Origin of the sequence: Arenibacter sp. P308M17 (assembly GCF_003426735.1) — a bacterium.
Taxonomy (GTDB): Bacteria; Bacteroidota; Bacteroidia; order Flavobacteriales; family Flavobacteriaceae; genus Arenibacter.
The window spans coordinates 156252-173621 of record NZ_QVON01000007.1; the positions used below are offsets into that span (position 1 = coordinate 156252).

Genomic DNA, 17370 nt, shown 5'->3' on the forward strand with positions numbered 1-17370 from the left:
CCTTAAATGAACCTACTTACCGTAGAAAACATATCCAAGTCATTTGGCGAATTATCGCTTTTCTCAAACATTTCCTTTGGTATCAACAAAGACCAAAAGATTGCGCTGATCGCCAAAAACGGCAGCGGAAAGACCTCGATCCTAAAAATACTTTCCGGCAAGGATGCGTCGGACAGTGGGCAGATCAATACCCGTAAGGGCATTCGAATTTCCTTTTTAGAACAAGAACCGGAATTGGACCCCAATTTAACCGTTGAGGAAACCATTTTCGCATCGGACAACGAGGTTTTAAAAGTTATCCAAAACTACGAACGCGCACTTCTGGACCCTGAAGATGCCGATGCCTATCAAAAAGCCTTTGAAGCCATGGAACGCTATGGTGCCTGGGATTTTGAAACCCAGTACAAGCAGATCCTTTTCAAATTAAAATTGGAAGATCTAGAAGTAAAGGTAGGGCTGCTTTCCGGAGGGCAAAAGAAGCGATTGGCAATGGCCAATGCCTTGATCAACAGGCCGGACCTACTTATCCTTGATGAACCTACCAACCATTTGGACCTGGAAATGATCGAGTGGCTGGAACAGTATTTCGCCAAAGAAAATATGACCCTGTTCATGGTTACCCACGACCGCTATTTTCTGGAGCGGGTCTGCAATGAAATTATTGAACTGGATAATGGGCAGCTATATTCCTACAAGGGCAATTATTCCTACTATTTGGAAAAGAAGGAGGCCCGGATAGAGCAGGAGGCCGTGGAACAGCACAAATCGAAAATACTGTTCAAAAAGGAATTGGATTGGATGCGGAGACAGCCCAAGGCACGGACCACCAAATCGAAATCCAGAATCGATGATTTTCACGACATCAAGGAAAAGGCAAGTCAGCGGAGAAAGGAGCACGAGGTGCAATTGGAAATAAATATGGAACGGATGGGCAGTAAAATCGTGGAGCTCCATAAAATATCCAAATCTTTCCCCAATAAGCCCATTCTGGACAAATTTGAATACAATTTCCTGAAGGGGGAACGTATTGGCATCATAGGAAAAAATGGTACGGGAAAATCTACCTTTTTAAATATTCTGAGCGGCGGCATACCACCGGACAGTGGCAAGGTGGTCATAGGAGAAACCATTAAGTTTGGCTACTACACCCAAAAGGGCATTACCGTAAAGGAGGGTCAAAAAGTAATCGACGTGATCCGCGAATTCGGGGATTACATTCCGTTAATGAAGGGAAAACAAATTTCGGCCCAGCAACTCTTGGAACGTTTTCTGTTCGACCGTAAAAAACAATATGATTTTGTTGAAAAGTTAAGTGGAGGGGAACGCAAACGGCTATACCTGTGTACCGTATTGATACAAAATCCCAACTTTCTGATCTTGGACGAACCCACCAACGATCTGGACATTGTAACCCTGAACGTATTGGAAAGTTTCCTACTCGATTTCCCAGGCTGCCTTTTGGTAGTTTCCCACGACCGTTATTTTATGGATAAGATCGTGGACCACCTCTTTGTTTTTAGGGGAAATGCGGAAATAGAGGACTTCCCCGGCAACTATTCCGATTTCAGGACCTATGAAGACAGCAACCTACAGGAATACAAGGCCGCCAAGGAAAAAGCCAATGAAATAAAAAACACCAAAAACAGTTGGAAAGAGGAAGAAACCGGAAAAAAACTTTCCTTTATGGAGCAAAAGGAATACAAACAATTGGAAAAGGAAATCCAAAAAATGGAATCCCAAAAAGTAGAGATCCAGAATAAATTTACGGACAGTACCCTATCGGGCGAGGAAATTTCCAAATTGTCCATCCGCCTCAAGGAAATTACGGATGCCATTGAAGAAAAAACGGAACGCTGGTTTGAACTTTCCATGTATATGGATAACTGACCCTACACAATAAAGTTTTAGATGTTGTATAGGCTATTTGCATTTATAAGGTTCCAGCTGTCATCCAGCAACCAGCACGGGGTGCACTCCCCTTTTGTTTACAGCTATATTACCAAATGCCTATACACCGCCCCACATTATAAAATACCAAAGTCCCACAACATTCTAATAAAGACAATGGCCTATTTTAATCTATGCCGTGTTCAATTGGTCCCCAACAATATTTCCCTGCAAAAGGAAATAACCAACCATTTAAAGGAAGTTACTTTCACCATTACCTCCAATGAATTAATTTTTATCGACCTGGCAGATAGGGCAGCCGTAGATGAATGGATTGTCCACAATGGCCACATTGCCAACGATACCGTTGTAATTGTAAATGGGATATATAGAACAGGGAACTCCCACAAATTATGGAAGGACATCAAAGAATTGAAACAGGTAAAGGTAACCATAGACCTATTTTACTGTGGACTGGTATTTTTTAGAAGGGAACAGGTAAAGGAACATTTTAAGATTCGGATTTAAACCCGTATTTTTAAGAAGATAAAGAAATTAGTAGGAATAGTACATGACAAAATTTAGATCCGTAAGATTTTCCTCAATTTATGACCCCGACCCTAAAGCCCGCCTGAACGAAGTAGTCGGGCAGGGGAGAAATCGAGGAAAATCAGGCTCCCTTTAGGGATTGGGGTAAAACGGATTTTCCGAAAAATCTTGTTAAGACGATTTTTGTCATGTACTTAGAAAGAAATTGAAAATATAACCGATGGACTATATCATTTACATAGTACTGGCCGTTCTGGGAGTGGTTTTCTTTGTTGCCCAAGGATTTACCAAAAGAAGGAGCAGGGACAGAAAATCCAGAAAATTCATGGAAGATTATAAGCGGGAAGATAACAGTAAGTCCTAGGGCCAAGCCTAAAACAGTTTTGGACATGCCCTAAAGCAATCCCAACTATTGCTCCGGCTTGCCCTCCCCTATTGACCATAAAAATTATTTGTACCCAAATAAATATACATTGACCGGTATGAAATGGGCATAAACCAATTTCATCATTGCATACCAACCAACTTATGCGAATACCTGAATGTGCAGCAATTTTTAGTTTCTTCATTTTCAGAAAAATATAAAATTTTAAAAAGATGAAAATATACACCAAGACAGGCGATGACGCCACAACAGGCCTGTTTGGCGGCACCCGGGTACCCAAGCATCACATCCGAATTGAAAGTTATGGCACCTTGGACGAGCTCAATTCCTGGATCGGACTGATCAGGGACCAGCCCTTGGGAATACCTTACAAAACGGTATTGATAAAAATCCAGGAACAACTTTTTACCTTGGGTGCCCTATTGGCCATTGAGCCCAAAAAGGAAAAACTAAAAAGTGGAAAAGACCGATTAAACATTCCCAAAATCGCTACTACGGATGTACATTTTCTAGAAAAGGAAATAGACTTAATGGAGCAGCACCTGCCCCCAATGACCAATTTTATATTGCCAGGGGGACATACAACAGTGTCATATTGTCATATTGCAAGGACTATTTGCCGTAGGGCGGAGCGTCTGACCTCCCAATTGAACGATTATGAGCCGGTAGACCCTTTATTGTTATCCTATATTAACAGGCTTTCCGATTTTCTCTTTGTATTGGCACGAAAATTGTCCTATGAAGCACAAGCAGAAGAAGTTAAGTGGATTCCGGAGAAAGGAGACTAATAAAATCGTTAATTCTTCGTTATCAAATTATTAAAGCGATAAAATTAGGTGAATTTTATGCAAAAAAACTTGGCTGTTTCAGTTTAAAAATTACTTTTGCAAAATATAAAAAATAAATAATTACGATGTATTGGACATTAGAATTGGCATCCTATTTGAGCGATGCGCCCTGGCCCGCAACAAAAGACGAATTGATAGATTACTCAATTAGAACCGGTGCACCTTTGGAGGTTGTAGAAAACCTACAGTCCATGGAGGAAGAAGGAGGGGAAATTTATGAATCGATCGAAGAGATTTGGCCAGACTACCCTACGGAAGAAGACTATCTTTGGAACGAGGACGAGTATTAAAATATTAACGGAATTACAACAAAAAAGTCTCATATGAGGCTTTTTTTTTACGTAATTTTGGGGTTGGAAATCTTATATCCCAAAGATGGCATTGCACCTGCCTACTATTTTTTTGTGTACGTATATTGGAAAAGGCTTTTACCTAGCCTTTCATTAATAACATAAATCATTATGAGTTTTTTAAATTCGGTATTAAAGGTATTTGTAGGGGACAAATCAAAGAAAGACGTCAAGGACCTACAACCTTTGGTCAATCAAATAAAATCGTTCGAAGCAGCCTTGGAAAAATTAAGCCACGATGAACTTCGGGAAAAGACGGCTTTTTTCAAAAACAAAATAAAAGAAGACTGTAAGGAGATCAATGGGCAAATAGGGAAGTTGCTAAAAGAGGTCAAGGAGTCGACGGACATAGACAAGAACGAAGATATTTATGCAGAAATAGACAAACTGAAAGGGGAGATATACACCATTTCCGAAAAGACCCTGACCGATTTGTTGCCCGAAGCCTTTGCCGTTGTTAAGGAAACAGCAAAACGCTTTGCCAATAATGAAACCATTACAGTAAAAGCGTCCGAATACGACAGACTGCTTTCCGGTTCCAAAGATTATGTCTCCCTGAATGGTGATAGTGCCATTTGGAAAAACTCCTGGGATGCCGCCGGCAAGCAGGTTACCTGGGACATGGTGCATTATGATGTCCAGTTGATCGGCGGGATTGCCCTTCACCAAGGAAAGATTGCGGAAATGCATACAGGGGAAGGCAAGACCTTGGTCGCTACCCTGCCCCTCTATTTAAACGCACTAACGGGAAACGGATCCCATTTGGTTACAGTGAACGATTATTTGGCCAAAAGGGACAGTGCATGGATGGCACCAATATTTGAATTCCACGGACTTTCGGTAGATTGTATAGACAAGCACCAACCCAATTCCGACGGACGTAGGGCAGCCTATAACGCGGATATTACCTATGGTACCAACAATGAGTTCGGCTTTGATTACCTTAGGGACAATATGGCCCATACCCCCAGTGACCTGGTACAAAGACCACATAATTACGCCATTGTGGATGAGGTAGACTCCGTTCTTGTAGATGATGCACGGACCCCCTTGATCATTTCAGGTCCGGTACCTGAGGGTGATCGACATGAATTTAATGAGCTGAAACCCAAAGTAGGCGACATTGTCAACAAACAGCGCGCCTATTTAACAGGCGTTTTGGCAGAGGCCAAAAAATTGATTGCCGAGGGAGATACCAAAGAAGGTGGTTTCCTTTTGCTACGCGTACATAGGGGCCTTCCCAAGAACAAGGCTTTGATCAAGTTCTTAAGCGAAGAAGGGGTAAAACAATTACTTCAAAAAACCGAGAACTTTTATATGCAGGATAACAATCGTGAAATGCCGAAGGTAGATGAAGAACTTTGGTTTGTTATCGATGAAAAAAACAATCAGATAGAGCTTACCGAAAAGGGAGTGGAATATTTATCAGGGGATGGTGACAAAGACTTTTTTGTAATGCCTGATATTGGCAACGAAATTGCAAAAATTGAGAATCAGGATCTTGAAATTAACAAGGAAGCCGAACTAAAAGAGGATTTGTTCAAGGACTTCGCCATAAAAAGTGAGCGTATCCACACCATGAACCAGCTTTTAAAGGCATATACCCTTTTTGAAAAGGACGTAGAGTATGTGGTAATGGAGAACAAGGTCATGATCGTAGACGAACAAACTGGCCGTATTATGGATGGACGCCGCTATTCCGACGGCCTGCACCAAGCCATTGAAGCCAAGGAAAATGTAAAGATCGAGGCAATGACCCAGACCTTTGCCACAGTAACCCTGCAGAACTACTTTAGGATGTACAGCAAACTGGCAGGAATGACCGGTACGGCCGTTACCGAAGCGGGGGAATTTTGGGAAATTTACAAGTTGGATGTGATGGAAATCCCTACCAACAGACCCATTGCACGAGATGATAGGCAAGATTTGATCTACAAGACCAAACGTGAAAAGTACAATGCCATTATAGACGAGGTCACCAAAATTTCACAATCCGGCAGACCGGCACTTATTGGTACTACCTCCGTAGAGATATCCGAACTTCTTTCCCGTATGTTGACGATCAGGAAAGTACCCCACAATGTACTTAATGCAAAATTGCACAAAAAGGAGGCAGATATTGTAGCCGAGGCCGGAAATGCAGGTGTGGTAACCATAGCTACCAACATGGCAGGTCGTGGTACGGATATCAAATTGAGTGCAGAAGTTAAGAAAGCAGGCGGTTTGGCCATTATTGGAACCGAACGCCATGATTCCAGAAGGGTAGACAGACAGCTTAGAGGACGTTCTGGACGACAGGGAGATCCGGGAAGTTCGCAATTCTATGTTTCTTTGGAAGACAACCTTATGCGATTGTTCGGCTCGGACAGAGTAGCCAAAATGATGGATAAAATGGGCTTGGAAGAAGGGGAGGTTATCCAACATTCCATGATGACAAAATCCATTGAGCGGGCACAGAAGAAAGTGGAAGAAAACAATTTTGGAGTCCGTAAGCGATTGTTGGAATATGATGATGTTATGAACGCCCAAAGGGAAGTAGTCTATAAAAGAAGGCGCCACGCCCTACAAGGGGAGCGTCTTAAGGTAGATATCGCCAATATGATCTACGACACTTGTGAGGTAATTGTGGATACCAATAAGGCGGCCAACGACTATAAGAACTTTGAATTTGAACTTATAAAATATTTCTCCATCACCTCACCCATTAGCGAAAACGACTTTGCCAAAATGGGCATACAGGAAATGGCGAATGTTATCTATAAGACGGCATATGCCCATTACAAGGACAAAATGGAGCGCAATGCCGCCACGGCTTTCCCGGTTATCAAAAAGGTATATGAGGACAATGCCAACAAGTTTGAACGAATCGTGGTACCATTTACGGACGGGATTAAATCCTTGAACGTAGTTACCAATCTTCAGGAGGCCTATGAAAGCAAGGGCAACCAATTGGTAACGGATTTCGAAAAGAACATTTCCCTGGCCATCATTGACGATTCTTGGAAAACCCATCTGCGAAAAATGGACGAGTTGAAGCAATCCGTTCAATTGGCCGTACACGAACAAAAGGATCCCTTATTGATCTACAAATTCGAGGCCTTTGAACTTTTCAAGGGAATGATAGAAAAGGTAAACAAAGAAGTCGTTTCTTTCCTCTTCAAAGGAGAGCTTCCAACACAGAGTCCGGAGATCCAAGAAGCTAGAAATATTCGCAGGCCAAAGGAAAATTTAAAGACCTCCAAAGAAGAAATTCCCAACAATGATGAAATGTCCGCCCAAAGCAGGGCTGTAGGCCAAAATCAGGGAGGACGGCCACAGGTAACCGAAACCATTGTACGGGAAAAGGCCAAAATTGGGAGAAACGAAAGAATCACTATCAAGAATGTAATGTCCGGTGAAAGCAAGACGGTCAAATACAAACAGGCGGAACCGCTTTTGGACAAAGGTGAATGGGTGATTATAGAAGATTAGCAAAAACCCCTAACATCTTTATAATTAAAGAAGTATGCAAAAAAAAGCGATGCCCAGCCAAAGGCGTCGCTTTTTTATTGTCCAAATTTTAATATATTTATAATTAGGCTAAGGTTTCTCCGACGGAAAAGTAGCATTGAAAATGAATTTAGAAGCCGAGAAGTTGGGACGCAAATCAATAGATCCTATATTCAACCTACAAGGCTTGTAGGATTACCATAAAAGTATTGTTTTAACCTTTAAATTCATCCCACTTTAATTCAAACGATTATCTTTACCCTTAGAATACAACCAATAACCAAATTTTAATGCAAATACCCGATCAGGATCAGTACCGACTAAAGGACAAAGTCCGTTTAACGTTAAGGGTTAACTATATTTCCTCTGTCCTCTCCATTATTTTCGGTATTATCTGCATATTTTTACTGAAGATAACTCAAATAATTCCCACTGCCTTTATTGTTTTTGGAACTTTAAATTTGGCCAACACCTTTATGTACCACAGGCATAAACTATTGGGGTTAACATACAATATTACTTCAATAATGGCCTTGGCCACTTCCGTTATTATTACCATATACAGTGGTGGCATTAATAGTCCCTTTATTTTTGTGCTGGCCCTGGTGGTTTTTGCCGGATATATCAGTACAAAGGTGTATGGCCGGATCTATTTAAACTTAAACTTACTGATTATCATTCTAATATACTCCCAGAGTATTGCGGAATTTAATTTTACGGAAAATGTTGTCCCTGTAGAAAGCAAAAATATTTTTGCCCTTTTTAGTATTCTTTTCTCCGTATACCTATTAGGGGGGGTCATAGGAAAAAACCTTATAAAGGCACATAATGAATTACACAGGATCCGAAATGAAAATGAATCCCGTATCCGTGAAAAAGACACGCTTTTAAAAGAAATTCACCATAGGGTAAAAAATAATCTTCAAACCGTATCCAGCCTACTTAGTCTTCAATCCAGGAGTATTGAGGAGCCCAGAATAAAAACCTTGATAAAAAGCAGTCAGAATCGGGTAATTTCGATGGCCATGGTACATGAGATGTTGTACATGCGCCATGATCTATCCAAAATTGAATATAAATCCTATGTAGAGGAATTAAGTGATTATCTAATACGGTCCTTTAAAGGAACGGACAATAATATTACCCTTAACATCAAGATCCCTGACATTAAACTCGGGATAGATACCGCCATCCCGTTAGGACTGTTGATCAACGAAGTAATTACCAACGCCCTTAAATACGGAATAAAGGATGATGATAAAGGGGAAATACATATAGAACTTGTAAAATTGAACAACAAGGATTATATACTTTATATTGGGGACGATGGTGAAGGCTTTCCCGAGGGCATCAGTCATAAGAACACAAAATCGTTGGGACTAAAGCTTATCCATAATCTGTCCCGGCAATTAAAGGGAACCATAAACAGGGACCCCTCCAAAAAAGGCACGAACTACATTTTCAAATTTTCGGATATACAACATTCCTTTAAGACTTGAGTCCAACGCACTATATACACCTATTCGTATATCCTTCCTTATTTCCCCTCACCTTGAACTGTCCAAAAGGCTGTCCCGGTCCTGCCTTCCGACAAGGTAGACCCATCCGAACGGGCTGGCCCCACCCTATGGACGGAGAATCTTTGGATAACGCGAGTTCGACATAAAAATAATTGCAAGTCATTGATTTTTTGCAAACTAAAAAAAATTATCCTGTCGCCTTAAGCGCCCGCCCGTACCGAACGACCTGTTCGGACGGGGAATAGAGAGGTTATTTCACTGTATTGCTTTTTACCATAAGATCTCGACGCTCGACCTCACAGATGTTTTATAAACAACTGATTTTAAATAAAATATATAGCGAACTCAACTTTGGATAGAATCGGAACCTATGGCTCAATCCTGTTTCGACGGTATTTTTAAAGGTCTCAAAATACCCATGGTCTTGGGAAAAACAACTATATGGCCAAGAACGAGGCCTATGAGGATTAAAAGTGTAAATACTATCATAATGGTCTTTTTTGGGCTCCCATTTAGAGCAGGTTATTACATTTACTAAGCCAATTTGGCCTTGTTCAATTGAGTTGAAAAAGACAATGCTTTTGTGATCCTGGAATTTTTAAACATATACAAACGCGCCACTGGATTTTCATTTTTTACGGCAACTTCCTGTTTTGAAGTAGCCTTTGCAATATCCATAACAAGGGTTTCAATCTTTACTTCCGCAGCACCGTTTTGTGCTTGGGCAGCTACTCCGATAAAAAGAACAAAGATTAAGGTTAAAATGGTTTTCATGACTTGCGTTTTGTTATATATATAACTCGGGCAAGTGTAATTATCCAGGTTCCAATTCGCTGAAAAGCACTGTTTTTCGTTGAGCTGAAAAATCGCTGATAAAGTGCATAAAAATGTCGATAAAAGCAACACTGTCAGAAATCAATTGGGCGATAAAAATTGGTATTTCACCGATACTCTTCCATGGTTTTGGCCGACCGTTGCCCTCATTATATATGATTTTTCAAGTTCTAAATGGATATTAATAAACCTTTCCTCTGTAATTAAGTACTTACAGCTTTCTTTAGGCCAAAATAATCCTGTCCATTTAGAAAAAAATAATATTTGTAAGCAAAAGGGAAACCTTTACAATATAGACCCCTTAAAATCAACTGTTCGTGCCAATTGAATAAGCCCTAACTACACAATGGCTCCTTACTGTCAATAATCCTATACCAACAACCAATGGTACTTATAACAGGAACTACACTACTCAAAGTGCCAATTCCAAAAAAAAATCAAAAAAAGTTGGTGGAAATTCATATTAATCGTAATATTGCAATGTTAAGATCAATATAATCTATAACATTCCTTGATAAAGACTGGATGATGAGTTGACGATAAGCAGTAGGCAAAAAAAATGGATTATACTCCCTTTTTCCAACTATGGACACCCGAAATTTATGGCAGCTCATCCAGAGAACTATCGGGAGCAGGCTTGCCTTCGGGCAAAGACAGGATTTCAACCTTTAACTAGATAATACAAATGGGCTTAGCCAAAACAGAAATATTTTCGGATGAACAAAATGAAATTGCCGGTTTTGCAAAGGTCTTTGGGCATCCGGCCAGAGTAGCCATACTACAGCATCTTTTTAAAATAAATACCTGTGTATGTGGCGATCTGGTAAACGAAATTGGATTGGCACAACCCACCATTTCACAGCACCTTAAGGAATTAAAACTACTGGGGCTCATCAAAGGCAGTGTGGAAGGCACGAGTGTCTGCTATTGTATCAATACCGAAAAATGGTTGGAAATGAAAGGGATTTTAAACCAATTTCTAAATCAGGACATCGCCCAGCAGGGGGACTGCTGCTAAAAAATTTAAATTTATCAATCGTTTAATCGCAATAAACAAATAACAAAATGAAACTATCAGAAATAAAAACAATTTTAGAAAATTTGGAAACCATTGCCTTTCAATTGCCCAACGGCAAATTGGTACCCAATAATTTTCACGTTACGGAAGTAGGTAAAATCACCAAAAACTTCATAGACTGTGGCGGTACGCTGCGCAAGGAGGAGGTTGTAAATTTTCAGCTATGGGATTCCAACGACTATGACCACAGGCTCCATCCCGAAAAATTGATCCACATCATTGAACTATCAGAAAAGGTACTGGAAATTGGGAACTTGGAAATTGAAGTGGAGTACCAAGGGGAAACCATTCAAAAATTTGGGCTGGACTTTGACGGTACCAACTTTCTTTTGGCCACCAAGCATACGGATTGTTTAGCGAAGGACAACTGTGGGATACCAGCAGAAAAACCGAAAATTAAATTATCCCAATTACAAGAGACTTCGACAAATTGCTGTACCCCCAACTCCGGATGTTGTTAAACCACTTTCGCTTGGCAGTGAGTAGTGAGTAGTGAGTAGTGAGTAGTGAGTAAAAAAACGGATATCATTGCCTTTTGCCAACAATGGAGTAACAAAATTTATGGAAACTCATCCAGAAAACGATCAAGAGCAGGCCTGCCTGCCTTTGCCGGCAGGCAGGCCCGACTACGTTCAGGCGGGGTTTTAACCTTTAACTATATAATAAAAATAATATGACACCGGTAAAAACGAAGGTCTATGACCCAATAGCACAGCTTATCCCCAAGCTGGACAAGGATACCATAAGCCAGGAACGAAGGGAAATTTTACAGCCCCTTGCCCAGTATATACAGTCCAAAACGGATAGCCAAGAACCCATAAGAATTAATTTTATATGCACCCATAATTCCAGAAGGAGTCACTTATCGCAAGTATGGGCGCAAACAATGGCCCACTATTTTAATGTAAAGAATGTGCAATGCTATTCGGGGGGGACGGAATCTACCGCCTTATTTCCAATAGTAGCGCAAACCTTAAAAAATACTGGATTCCAAATAGAAACCATTTCAGAAGGTAAAAATCCAATTTATAGCATAAAATATGCTGAAAATGAGCCTCCAATAATCGGCTTTTCAAAGAAGCTGGATGATAATTTTAATCCCAAATCGGAATTTGCAGCAGTTATGACCTGTTCGCAGGCCGATGGGGGCTGTCCGTTTATTGCTGGCGCCGAAAAACGTATCCCAATAACTTTCGAAGATCCAAAGGCTTTTGACAATACCCCGCTACAGGCTGAAAAGTATCAGGATAGAAGCCTTCAAATTGCGACTGAACTATTTTATGTGTTTTCCCAAATAAAATCGTAATCAATGGCCTTGAACAAAAAATTAAGCTTTCTGGACAGCTATCTTACCCTTTGGATTTTTTTAGCCATGGCTTTGGGCATAGGTATAGGCTATTCGGTACCTAGCTTTCCAAAAATCATCAATAGTTTTGGTAACGGAACAACCAATATACCCATTGCCATTGGACTTATCCTAATGATGTATCCGCCATTGGCAAAGGTAGATTACTCCCTTTTGCCCAAGGTTTTTAAAAACACTAAAGTATTATCCATTTCCCTCATTCTGAATTGGATAGTGGGTCCAATTTTAATGTTTGTACTGGCCATTACTTTTTTGCGGGACTATCCGGAATATATGGTTGGACTCATCCTCATTGGTTTGGCGCGTTGCATAGCCATGGTACTGGTATGGAACGATTTGGCCGAAGGAAATAGCGAATACGGTGCCGGATTGGTAGCCCTTAATAGTATTTTTCAGGTATTTGCCTACAGTTTCTACGCCTGGATCTTTATCACCGTGCTCCCACCCTACTTCGGGTTTGAAGGGGCAATTGTAACTATTTCCATAGCGACCATAGCCGAAAGCGTAGCCATATATTTAGGAATTCCGTTTGCACTGGGTTTTTTAAGTAGATTGATCCTGGTTAAACTGAAAGGCAGGGAATGGTACTCCAATACATTTATTGCGACCATATCCCCGATGACCTTGATAGCCTTATTGTTTACCATAGTGGTCATGTTTTCCTTAAAAGGGGAAATGATCGTTGCCATACCCATGGATGTCCTTATCATAGCGGTTCCTCTGCTCATTTATTTTACCCTGATGTTTATCATTGGTTTTTTCTTTACCAAGGCCATGGGGGCAGATTATGATAAAACGGCCTCGGTAGCCTTCACGGCGGCAGGAAACAATTTTGAATTGGCCATAGCGGTGGCCATAGCGGTCTTCGGACTAAATTCGGGACAGGCATTTGTCGGGGTCATTGGTCCCTTGGTAGAAGTTCCCGCACTAATTTTATTGGTCCGGGTAGCCTTTCGCCTACGAAAAAAGTATTATCCCAAAGAAACAGCCCAGAGTATGTAAAGTTTGTTGCTATTTAGAAATTAATAGGCCTAAGAACTTAGATGGAGCTTAAGCCAATTTGGCCTTGTTCATTTTGGTAGTGAAGGACAAGGCTTTGGTTACCTTGGCATTTTTGAGCATATAAAGGCGGGCAACCATGTTTTCGGTTTTTAAGGGACCCTCTTTTTTGGAAACAACAGTAACAATACCCCTAGCAACAACTTCAACCTTAACCTCGGAAGTATCGTTTTTGGCCTGTACGGCCATTCCGATAAAAAGAACAAAGATTATGGTTAAGGTGATTTTCATGACTTGCGTTTTGTTTTAAGTATAACTTGCGCAAGGGCATTGAACTAGGTTTCGATTCGTTTAAAGGCATTTTTTCTCGTTAAAAGGAAAAATATCGGATAAAGTGTACGTTATTATCGACAAACGCAAATCAATCCTATTTCCTTTTATCGATGAAATTTTACATTTCATCAATAAAAGGAAGTAAATACTCATGTTGAATTACGCAGTGGCCAAAATGCTCCGTCTCCGCATCACCATAAAAATACCCAGGGAAATGGATCCGCAAACTAAAAAGCCAACAAAAAGCGGCAGAATGGTATCCCCTATAAAACTACCAATATAGGTGGCAATGGGAATGGAAATCATGGTAGATATAAAACCAGTGATGGCAGCCCCTATCCCAGCTATATGGCCAATGGGCTCCATGGCAATGGCCCTGAGGTTACCGAATATAAAGCCAAGGGTAAAAAATTGCATGGCCAAGAAAGTGATCAAAATCCACAGTCCGGGATTATGGGAGTTCCAGAACAAGCCCACATAAACAATGGAAACCGTACAAAATAGGGTCATGGCAATCAGAGCCAACCTCCGCATCCCCAATTTCACCACCATGGTACCGTTCAACAATGTAGATAAGCCAATAGAAATTGCCAATCCTGCAAAAACAAAGGGAAAATTACCGGCCAAACCATACTGCCCCTCAAAGACCTCCTGAGCAGAACTCAAATAGACCATAAAAGCTCCCGTAATGAGCCCTGAAACAATGGTAAAGGCCATTGTTTCAGGATATCGGAGCAATTCCCTAAATCCGTCCATGAACACATGACTGGAAAATTTAATCTTATATTCCGGTTTTAAGGTTTCCGGTTGCCTTCTCCAAAACCAAACCCCCACCACTAAAGTAGCCACCAATTGCATATAGAAAATAGCTTCCCAGCCGTAATGGTCCAAGAAGAATTTTCCCATGGCCGGGGCAACTATTGGCACCAATATAAAAAAGGCGGTCACAAAAGACATGATCTTGGCCATATAATCCCCTTTATAGGAATCCCGAATCATGGATATGCTTATTGTTCTTGGGGCAGAAAGTCCAACCCCCTGAAGGATTCTACCTATTATCATCCACTCCAAATTGGGAGCCAGCACACAGATAGCACTGGCCAAACAAAAGACAACAAAACCAATGTAAACAATAGGCTTCCTCCCAAAACTATCAGATAAGGGCCCAAAAACCAATTGTCCGACTCCCAAACCCAAAAAGATCATTGTTATAAACTTTTGATTTTCCGTAGGATCCAAACTATTTATGGATTTCCCTATGGTGGACATAGCAGGCAAGAGGGCATCGATGGCCAGGGCTACAATAGACATTAGGGAAGCCATTATGGCAACAAATTCGAACTGCGGTCGCTGCTGACTATTTTGCATCCGGCAAAATTAAACATCTGGAACAAGATTCCCTTATATATTAAAGGAAATAACAAAACCATAACATTTATGATAATAGACAAAGAACCAACTTTTTAACGCTAGCAAAGGTCCCTGCGAATTACAGAAACCGAATGGACCGATTTATCTGCAACCAACCAAAAAATAATCCAAAAAAACTACCTTAAATCATAAAACCTATATATTTGAAACTATAAACATTTACTTAACACATGACAAAATTCAATTCCGCAAGATTTTCCGAGAAACCTTGCAAAGACAATTTTGTCATGTACTATAAAACATTTATTATGAAATGAGCATAATCGAAAATTGGTCGCAGATATAAATAAAGATATGCGAATTACAAATGACAGTTAAAAAACAATAAATATCTACATATGAAAACCTATTTTATCATTGCAGTAGTATTTTTGTCCAATCTATTTGGTTATGGACAAAAGCTAAAAGTAATACAAGGAGATTTTAATTTTATCAAGGATCAGAAGGAAATAAACGTAGAGTTTGTTTATGACAATATGAAACTCTTAAAAAAGAACCTGTCCAATGAAGATTACGTAAAGGAGCATTCTGCCGAACTGGAGGAAGAAACACGTGGAAAAGGCACTTCTTGGGAAAAAAGCTGGTACGCCAGCAGAGAGTTGATCTATGCCCCAAAATTCTTGGAATTAATGAACAGGTACCTGTACGAGGACCATAACGTATTTTTTGCCGAGAATTTAACCGATGCCAATTACACACTAATAGTGGAAACCATATGGGTATATCCAGGCTGGGATGCCGGGGTCATGAAACAGCCCGCAAAAGTGAGCACCTTATTAAAATTCGTGGAAACCACTAATAGAGAGCACATAGCATTGGAAGTTTCCAGTGAGAATGCCCCAGGAGACCAGTGGGGAAGCTCGTTTAACAATGAGGACAGATTAGGGGAAGGTTACGCAAAAACTGGAAAATCCTTTGCCAAATTAATTTTAAAAAAAGGATTCTAGTACTCTTTTAATCGGTTGCAAAAAGTGAATGATCTCATCATTCACTTTTTTTGATTTTCCAAGTCAATGAAATGTGCGACTGTCCTTATAAGCCTGTTATGTTTTGTTACAAAGGGGTTGGTCCTATCCCAAACATAGCCCGCCAGAACTGAACAAATTTGCCGTTTTACTTCAGGATTTTCCGGTTGATGGAAAAACAAGGTCTGTAGATTACCGCTATACCATTCCCTAACATAGGAAGAAAACACACTTACCCCTTCCTTGATGTAATCGGAATAATCCTTTTCCCAATCCACAGCCTGCCCTCCAAGAACTTTGGTTATAAGCTTTGCCCCCAATAAGGCCGATTCCGTGGCAAAAGTAACTCCCGAAGAAAAAACAGGGTCCAAAAATTCAGCGCTATTGCCCGTTAGGACAAAACCCTTGCCAAAAAGTTGCTTTACCGACTTGGAATAGTTCTTGATCAAAACCGGTTCAAACAAAAAATCGACCCCCTCAAAACGGTCGTAATAATAATTGGACAACTGCAGTAACTGCCTCAATTTTTCACTATTGCTTCCCTCAAAGGATTCTAAAAATTCTGTGGGGCCTACATATCCAATACTTGTTCTTCCATCGGAAAACGGTATTACCCACAACCATACTTCGGTCTCTATTACATCAAAGGTGATAAGAGTGCCCTCCCTACCCTTTGGACGATTTACGTCCACCACATGTGTAAAAATGGACGAATGATTGGGCAGCACGGAAGGTTTGTCCAAATGCAACAATCTGGGCAAGACCCTCCCATATCCACTGGAATCTATAATATATTTGGCTTTAATCCGGTAGGGCGTCCCATTTTCATCCTTTATGGTGGTCTCAGAATCCCCATTTTCGTCAATGACCACATCCACCACCTCATGGCCAAAGGAGACCTCCACTCCCTTCTTGATCAATTCGTCTACCAAAACCTTGTCAAAATCGGCTCTTGGAACCTGCCAGGTCCAATCCCAGCCCTTGGTGTGCTTTTTACTAAAATCAAATTCACAGACCTTATCCCCTTTTATAAATCGGGCACCAAATTTCTTTTCAAAACCGAAGGCATTTAAACCATCCAATAACCCTACTTCCTCAAAATGATCCATACATCTGGGCAAAAGGCTCTCCCCTATAACAAATCTTGGAAAAATATTTTTTTCAACTACTCGAACTTTAATTCCCCGATCTTGCAAAAAGGCTGCCGAGACACAACCGGAAGGTCCTGCGCCAATTACCAAGACTTCGACTATACGTTGATTCATTATTTTTAAAATATTGATTGGTTAAATATCATACATTTGCAATCCAAAATAACTATTTTTATTAATTGTTA

General features: G+C 40.6%; 16 protein-coding genes. 12 read left to right on the plus strand and 4 right to left on the minus strand.

The window, feature by feature from the left end; all coding sequences use genetic code 11:
* Window positions 1–6: 6 nt before the first annotated feature.
* From D0S24_RS16790 to D0S24_RS16815, 7 genes are all read left to right on the plus strand, one after another.
* Window positions 7–1887: an ABC-F family ATP-binding cassette domain-containing protein gene (locus D0S24_RS16790; RefSeq protein ID WP_117020980.1), complete on the plus strand. Its 1881-nt coding sequence runs from the start codon at window positions 7–9 to the stop codon at window positions 1885–1887.
* 21 nt (window positions 1888–1908) lie between these two features.
* Window positions 1909–2415: a hypothetical protein gene (locus D0S24_RS16795; protein WP_117020981.1), complete on the plus strand. Its 507-nt coding sequence runs from the start codon at window positions 1909–1911 to the stop codon at window positions 2413–2415.
* A gap of 241 nt (window positions 2416–2656) precedes the next feature.
* The gene (locus tag D0S24_RS21180; protein ID WP_181938123.1) at window positions 2657–2800 is read left to right on the plus strand and encodes a hypothetical protein; all 144 of its coding nucleotides are present in this window, start codon (window positions 2657–2659) and stop codon (window positions 2798–2800) included.
* 233 nt (window positions 2801–3033) lie between these two features.
* Entirely contained in the window at window positions 3034–3609 is a 576-nt protein-coding gene (locus D0S24_RS16800; protein WP_117020982.1) for a cob(I)yrinic acid a,c-diamide adenosyltransferase, read from the plus strand.
* Between the two features lie 125 nt (window positions 3610–3734).
* Window positions 3735–3959: a DUF2795 domain-containing protein gene (locus D0S24_RS16805; RefSeq protein WP_013994285.1), complete on the plus strand. Its 225-nt coding sequence runs from the start codon at window positions 3735–3737 to the stop codon at window positions 3957–3959.
* A gap of 171 nt (window positions 3960–4130) precedes the next feature.
* Window positions 4131–7490 carry a preprotein translocase subunit SecA gene (secA, locus tag D0S24_RS16810; RefSeq protein ID WP_117020983.1) on the plus strand — a complete coding sequence of 1120 codons (3360 nt, stop codon included), beginning with the start codon at window positions 4131–4133 and terminating at the stop codon, window positions 7488–7490.
* Window positions 7491–7798: 308 nt separating this feature from the next.
* The gene (locus D0S24_RS16815; protein WP_117020984.1) at window positions 7799–9007 is read left to right on the plus strand and encodes a sensor histidine kinase; all 1209 of its coding nucleotides are present in this window, start codon (window positions 7799–7801) and stop codon (window positions 9005–9007) included.
* Window positions 9008–9562: 555 nt separating this feature from the next.
* Here the strand turns inward: D0S24_RS16815 and D0S24_RS16820 are convergent.
* On the minus strand, window positions 9563–9802 hold the full coding sequence (locus D0S24_RS16820; RefSeq protein WP_117020985.1) for a hypothetical protein: 240 nt from the start codon (window positions 9800–9802) through the stop codon (window positions 9563–9565).
* A 745-nt stretch (window positions 9803–10547) separates the two neighbouring features.
* Here D0S24_RS16820 and D0S24_RS16830 point away from each other — a divergent pair.
* The 4 genes from D0S24_RS16830 to arsB all read left to right on the plus strand — a co-directional run bounded on the left by D0S24_RS16830 (window position 10548) and on the right by arsB (window position 13308).
* Window positions 10548–10880: a helix-turn-helix transcriptional regulator gene (locus D0S24_RS16830; RefSeq protein WP_117020987.1), complete on the plus strand. Its 333-nt coding sequence runs from the start codon at window positions 10548–10550 to the stop codon at window positions 10878–10880.
* Window positions 10881–10927: 47 nt separating this feature from the next.
* Window positions 10928–11401, plus strand: coding sequence for a DUF6428 family protein (locus D0S24_RS16835; protein WP_117020988.1), 474 nt, complete (start codon window positions 10928–10930; stop codon window positions 11399–11401).
* A 212-nt stretch (window positions 11402–11613) separates the two neighbouring features.
* Complete coding sequence (locus tag D0S24_RS16840) at window positions 11614–12246, plus strand: low molecular weight phosphatase family protein (RefSeq protein ID WP_117020989.1); 633 nt, start codon at window positions 11614–11616, stop codon at window positions 12244–12246.
* A gap of 3 nt (window positions 12247–12249) precedes the next feature.
* On the plus strand, window positions 12250–13308 hold the full coding sequence (arsB, locus tag D0S24_RS16845) for an ACR3 family arsenite efflux transporter (protein WP_117020990.1): 1059 nt from the start codon (window positions 12250–12252) through the stop codon (window positions 13306–13308).
* 48 nt (window positions 13309–13356) lie between these two features.
* On the opposite strand, the gene D0S24_RS16850 is transcribed toward arsB, so the two are convergent.
* Window positions 13357–13596: a hypothetical protein gene (locus tag D0S24_RS16850; protein ID WP_117020991.1), complete on the minus strand. Its 240-nt coding sequence runs from the start codon at window positions 13594–13596 to the stop codon at window positions 13357–13359.
* Window positions 13597–13797: 201 nt separating this feature from the next.
* Window positions 13798–15006 (minus strand): multidrug effflux MFS transporter, encoded by a 1209-nt coding sequence (locus D0S24_RS16855; RefSeq protein ID WP_117020992.1) that lies wholly within the window; start codon window positions 15004–15006, stop codon window positions 13798–13800.
* 401 nt (window positions 15007–15407) lie between these two features.
* Between D0S24_RS16855 and D0S24_RS16860 the strand changes: the two genes are divergently transcribed.
* Window positions 15408–16016, plus strand: coding sequence for a hypothetical protein (locus D0S24_RS16860; protein WP_117020993.1), 609 nt, complete (start codon window positions 15408–15410; stop codon window positions 16014–16016).
* A gap of 41 nt (window positions 16017–16057) precedes the next feature.
* Here the strand turns inward: D0S24_RS16860 and D0S24_RS16865 are convergent, their stop codons facing one another.
* Entirely contained in the window at window positions 16058–17299 is a 1242-nt protein-coding gene (locus D0S24_RS16865) for an NAD(P)/FAD-dependent oxidoreductase (protein WP_117020994.1), read from the minus strand.
* Window positions 17300–17370: the final 71 nt, after the last annotated feature.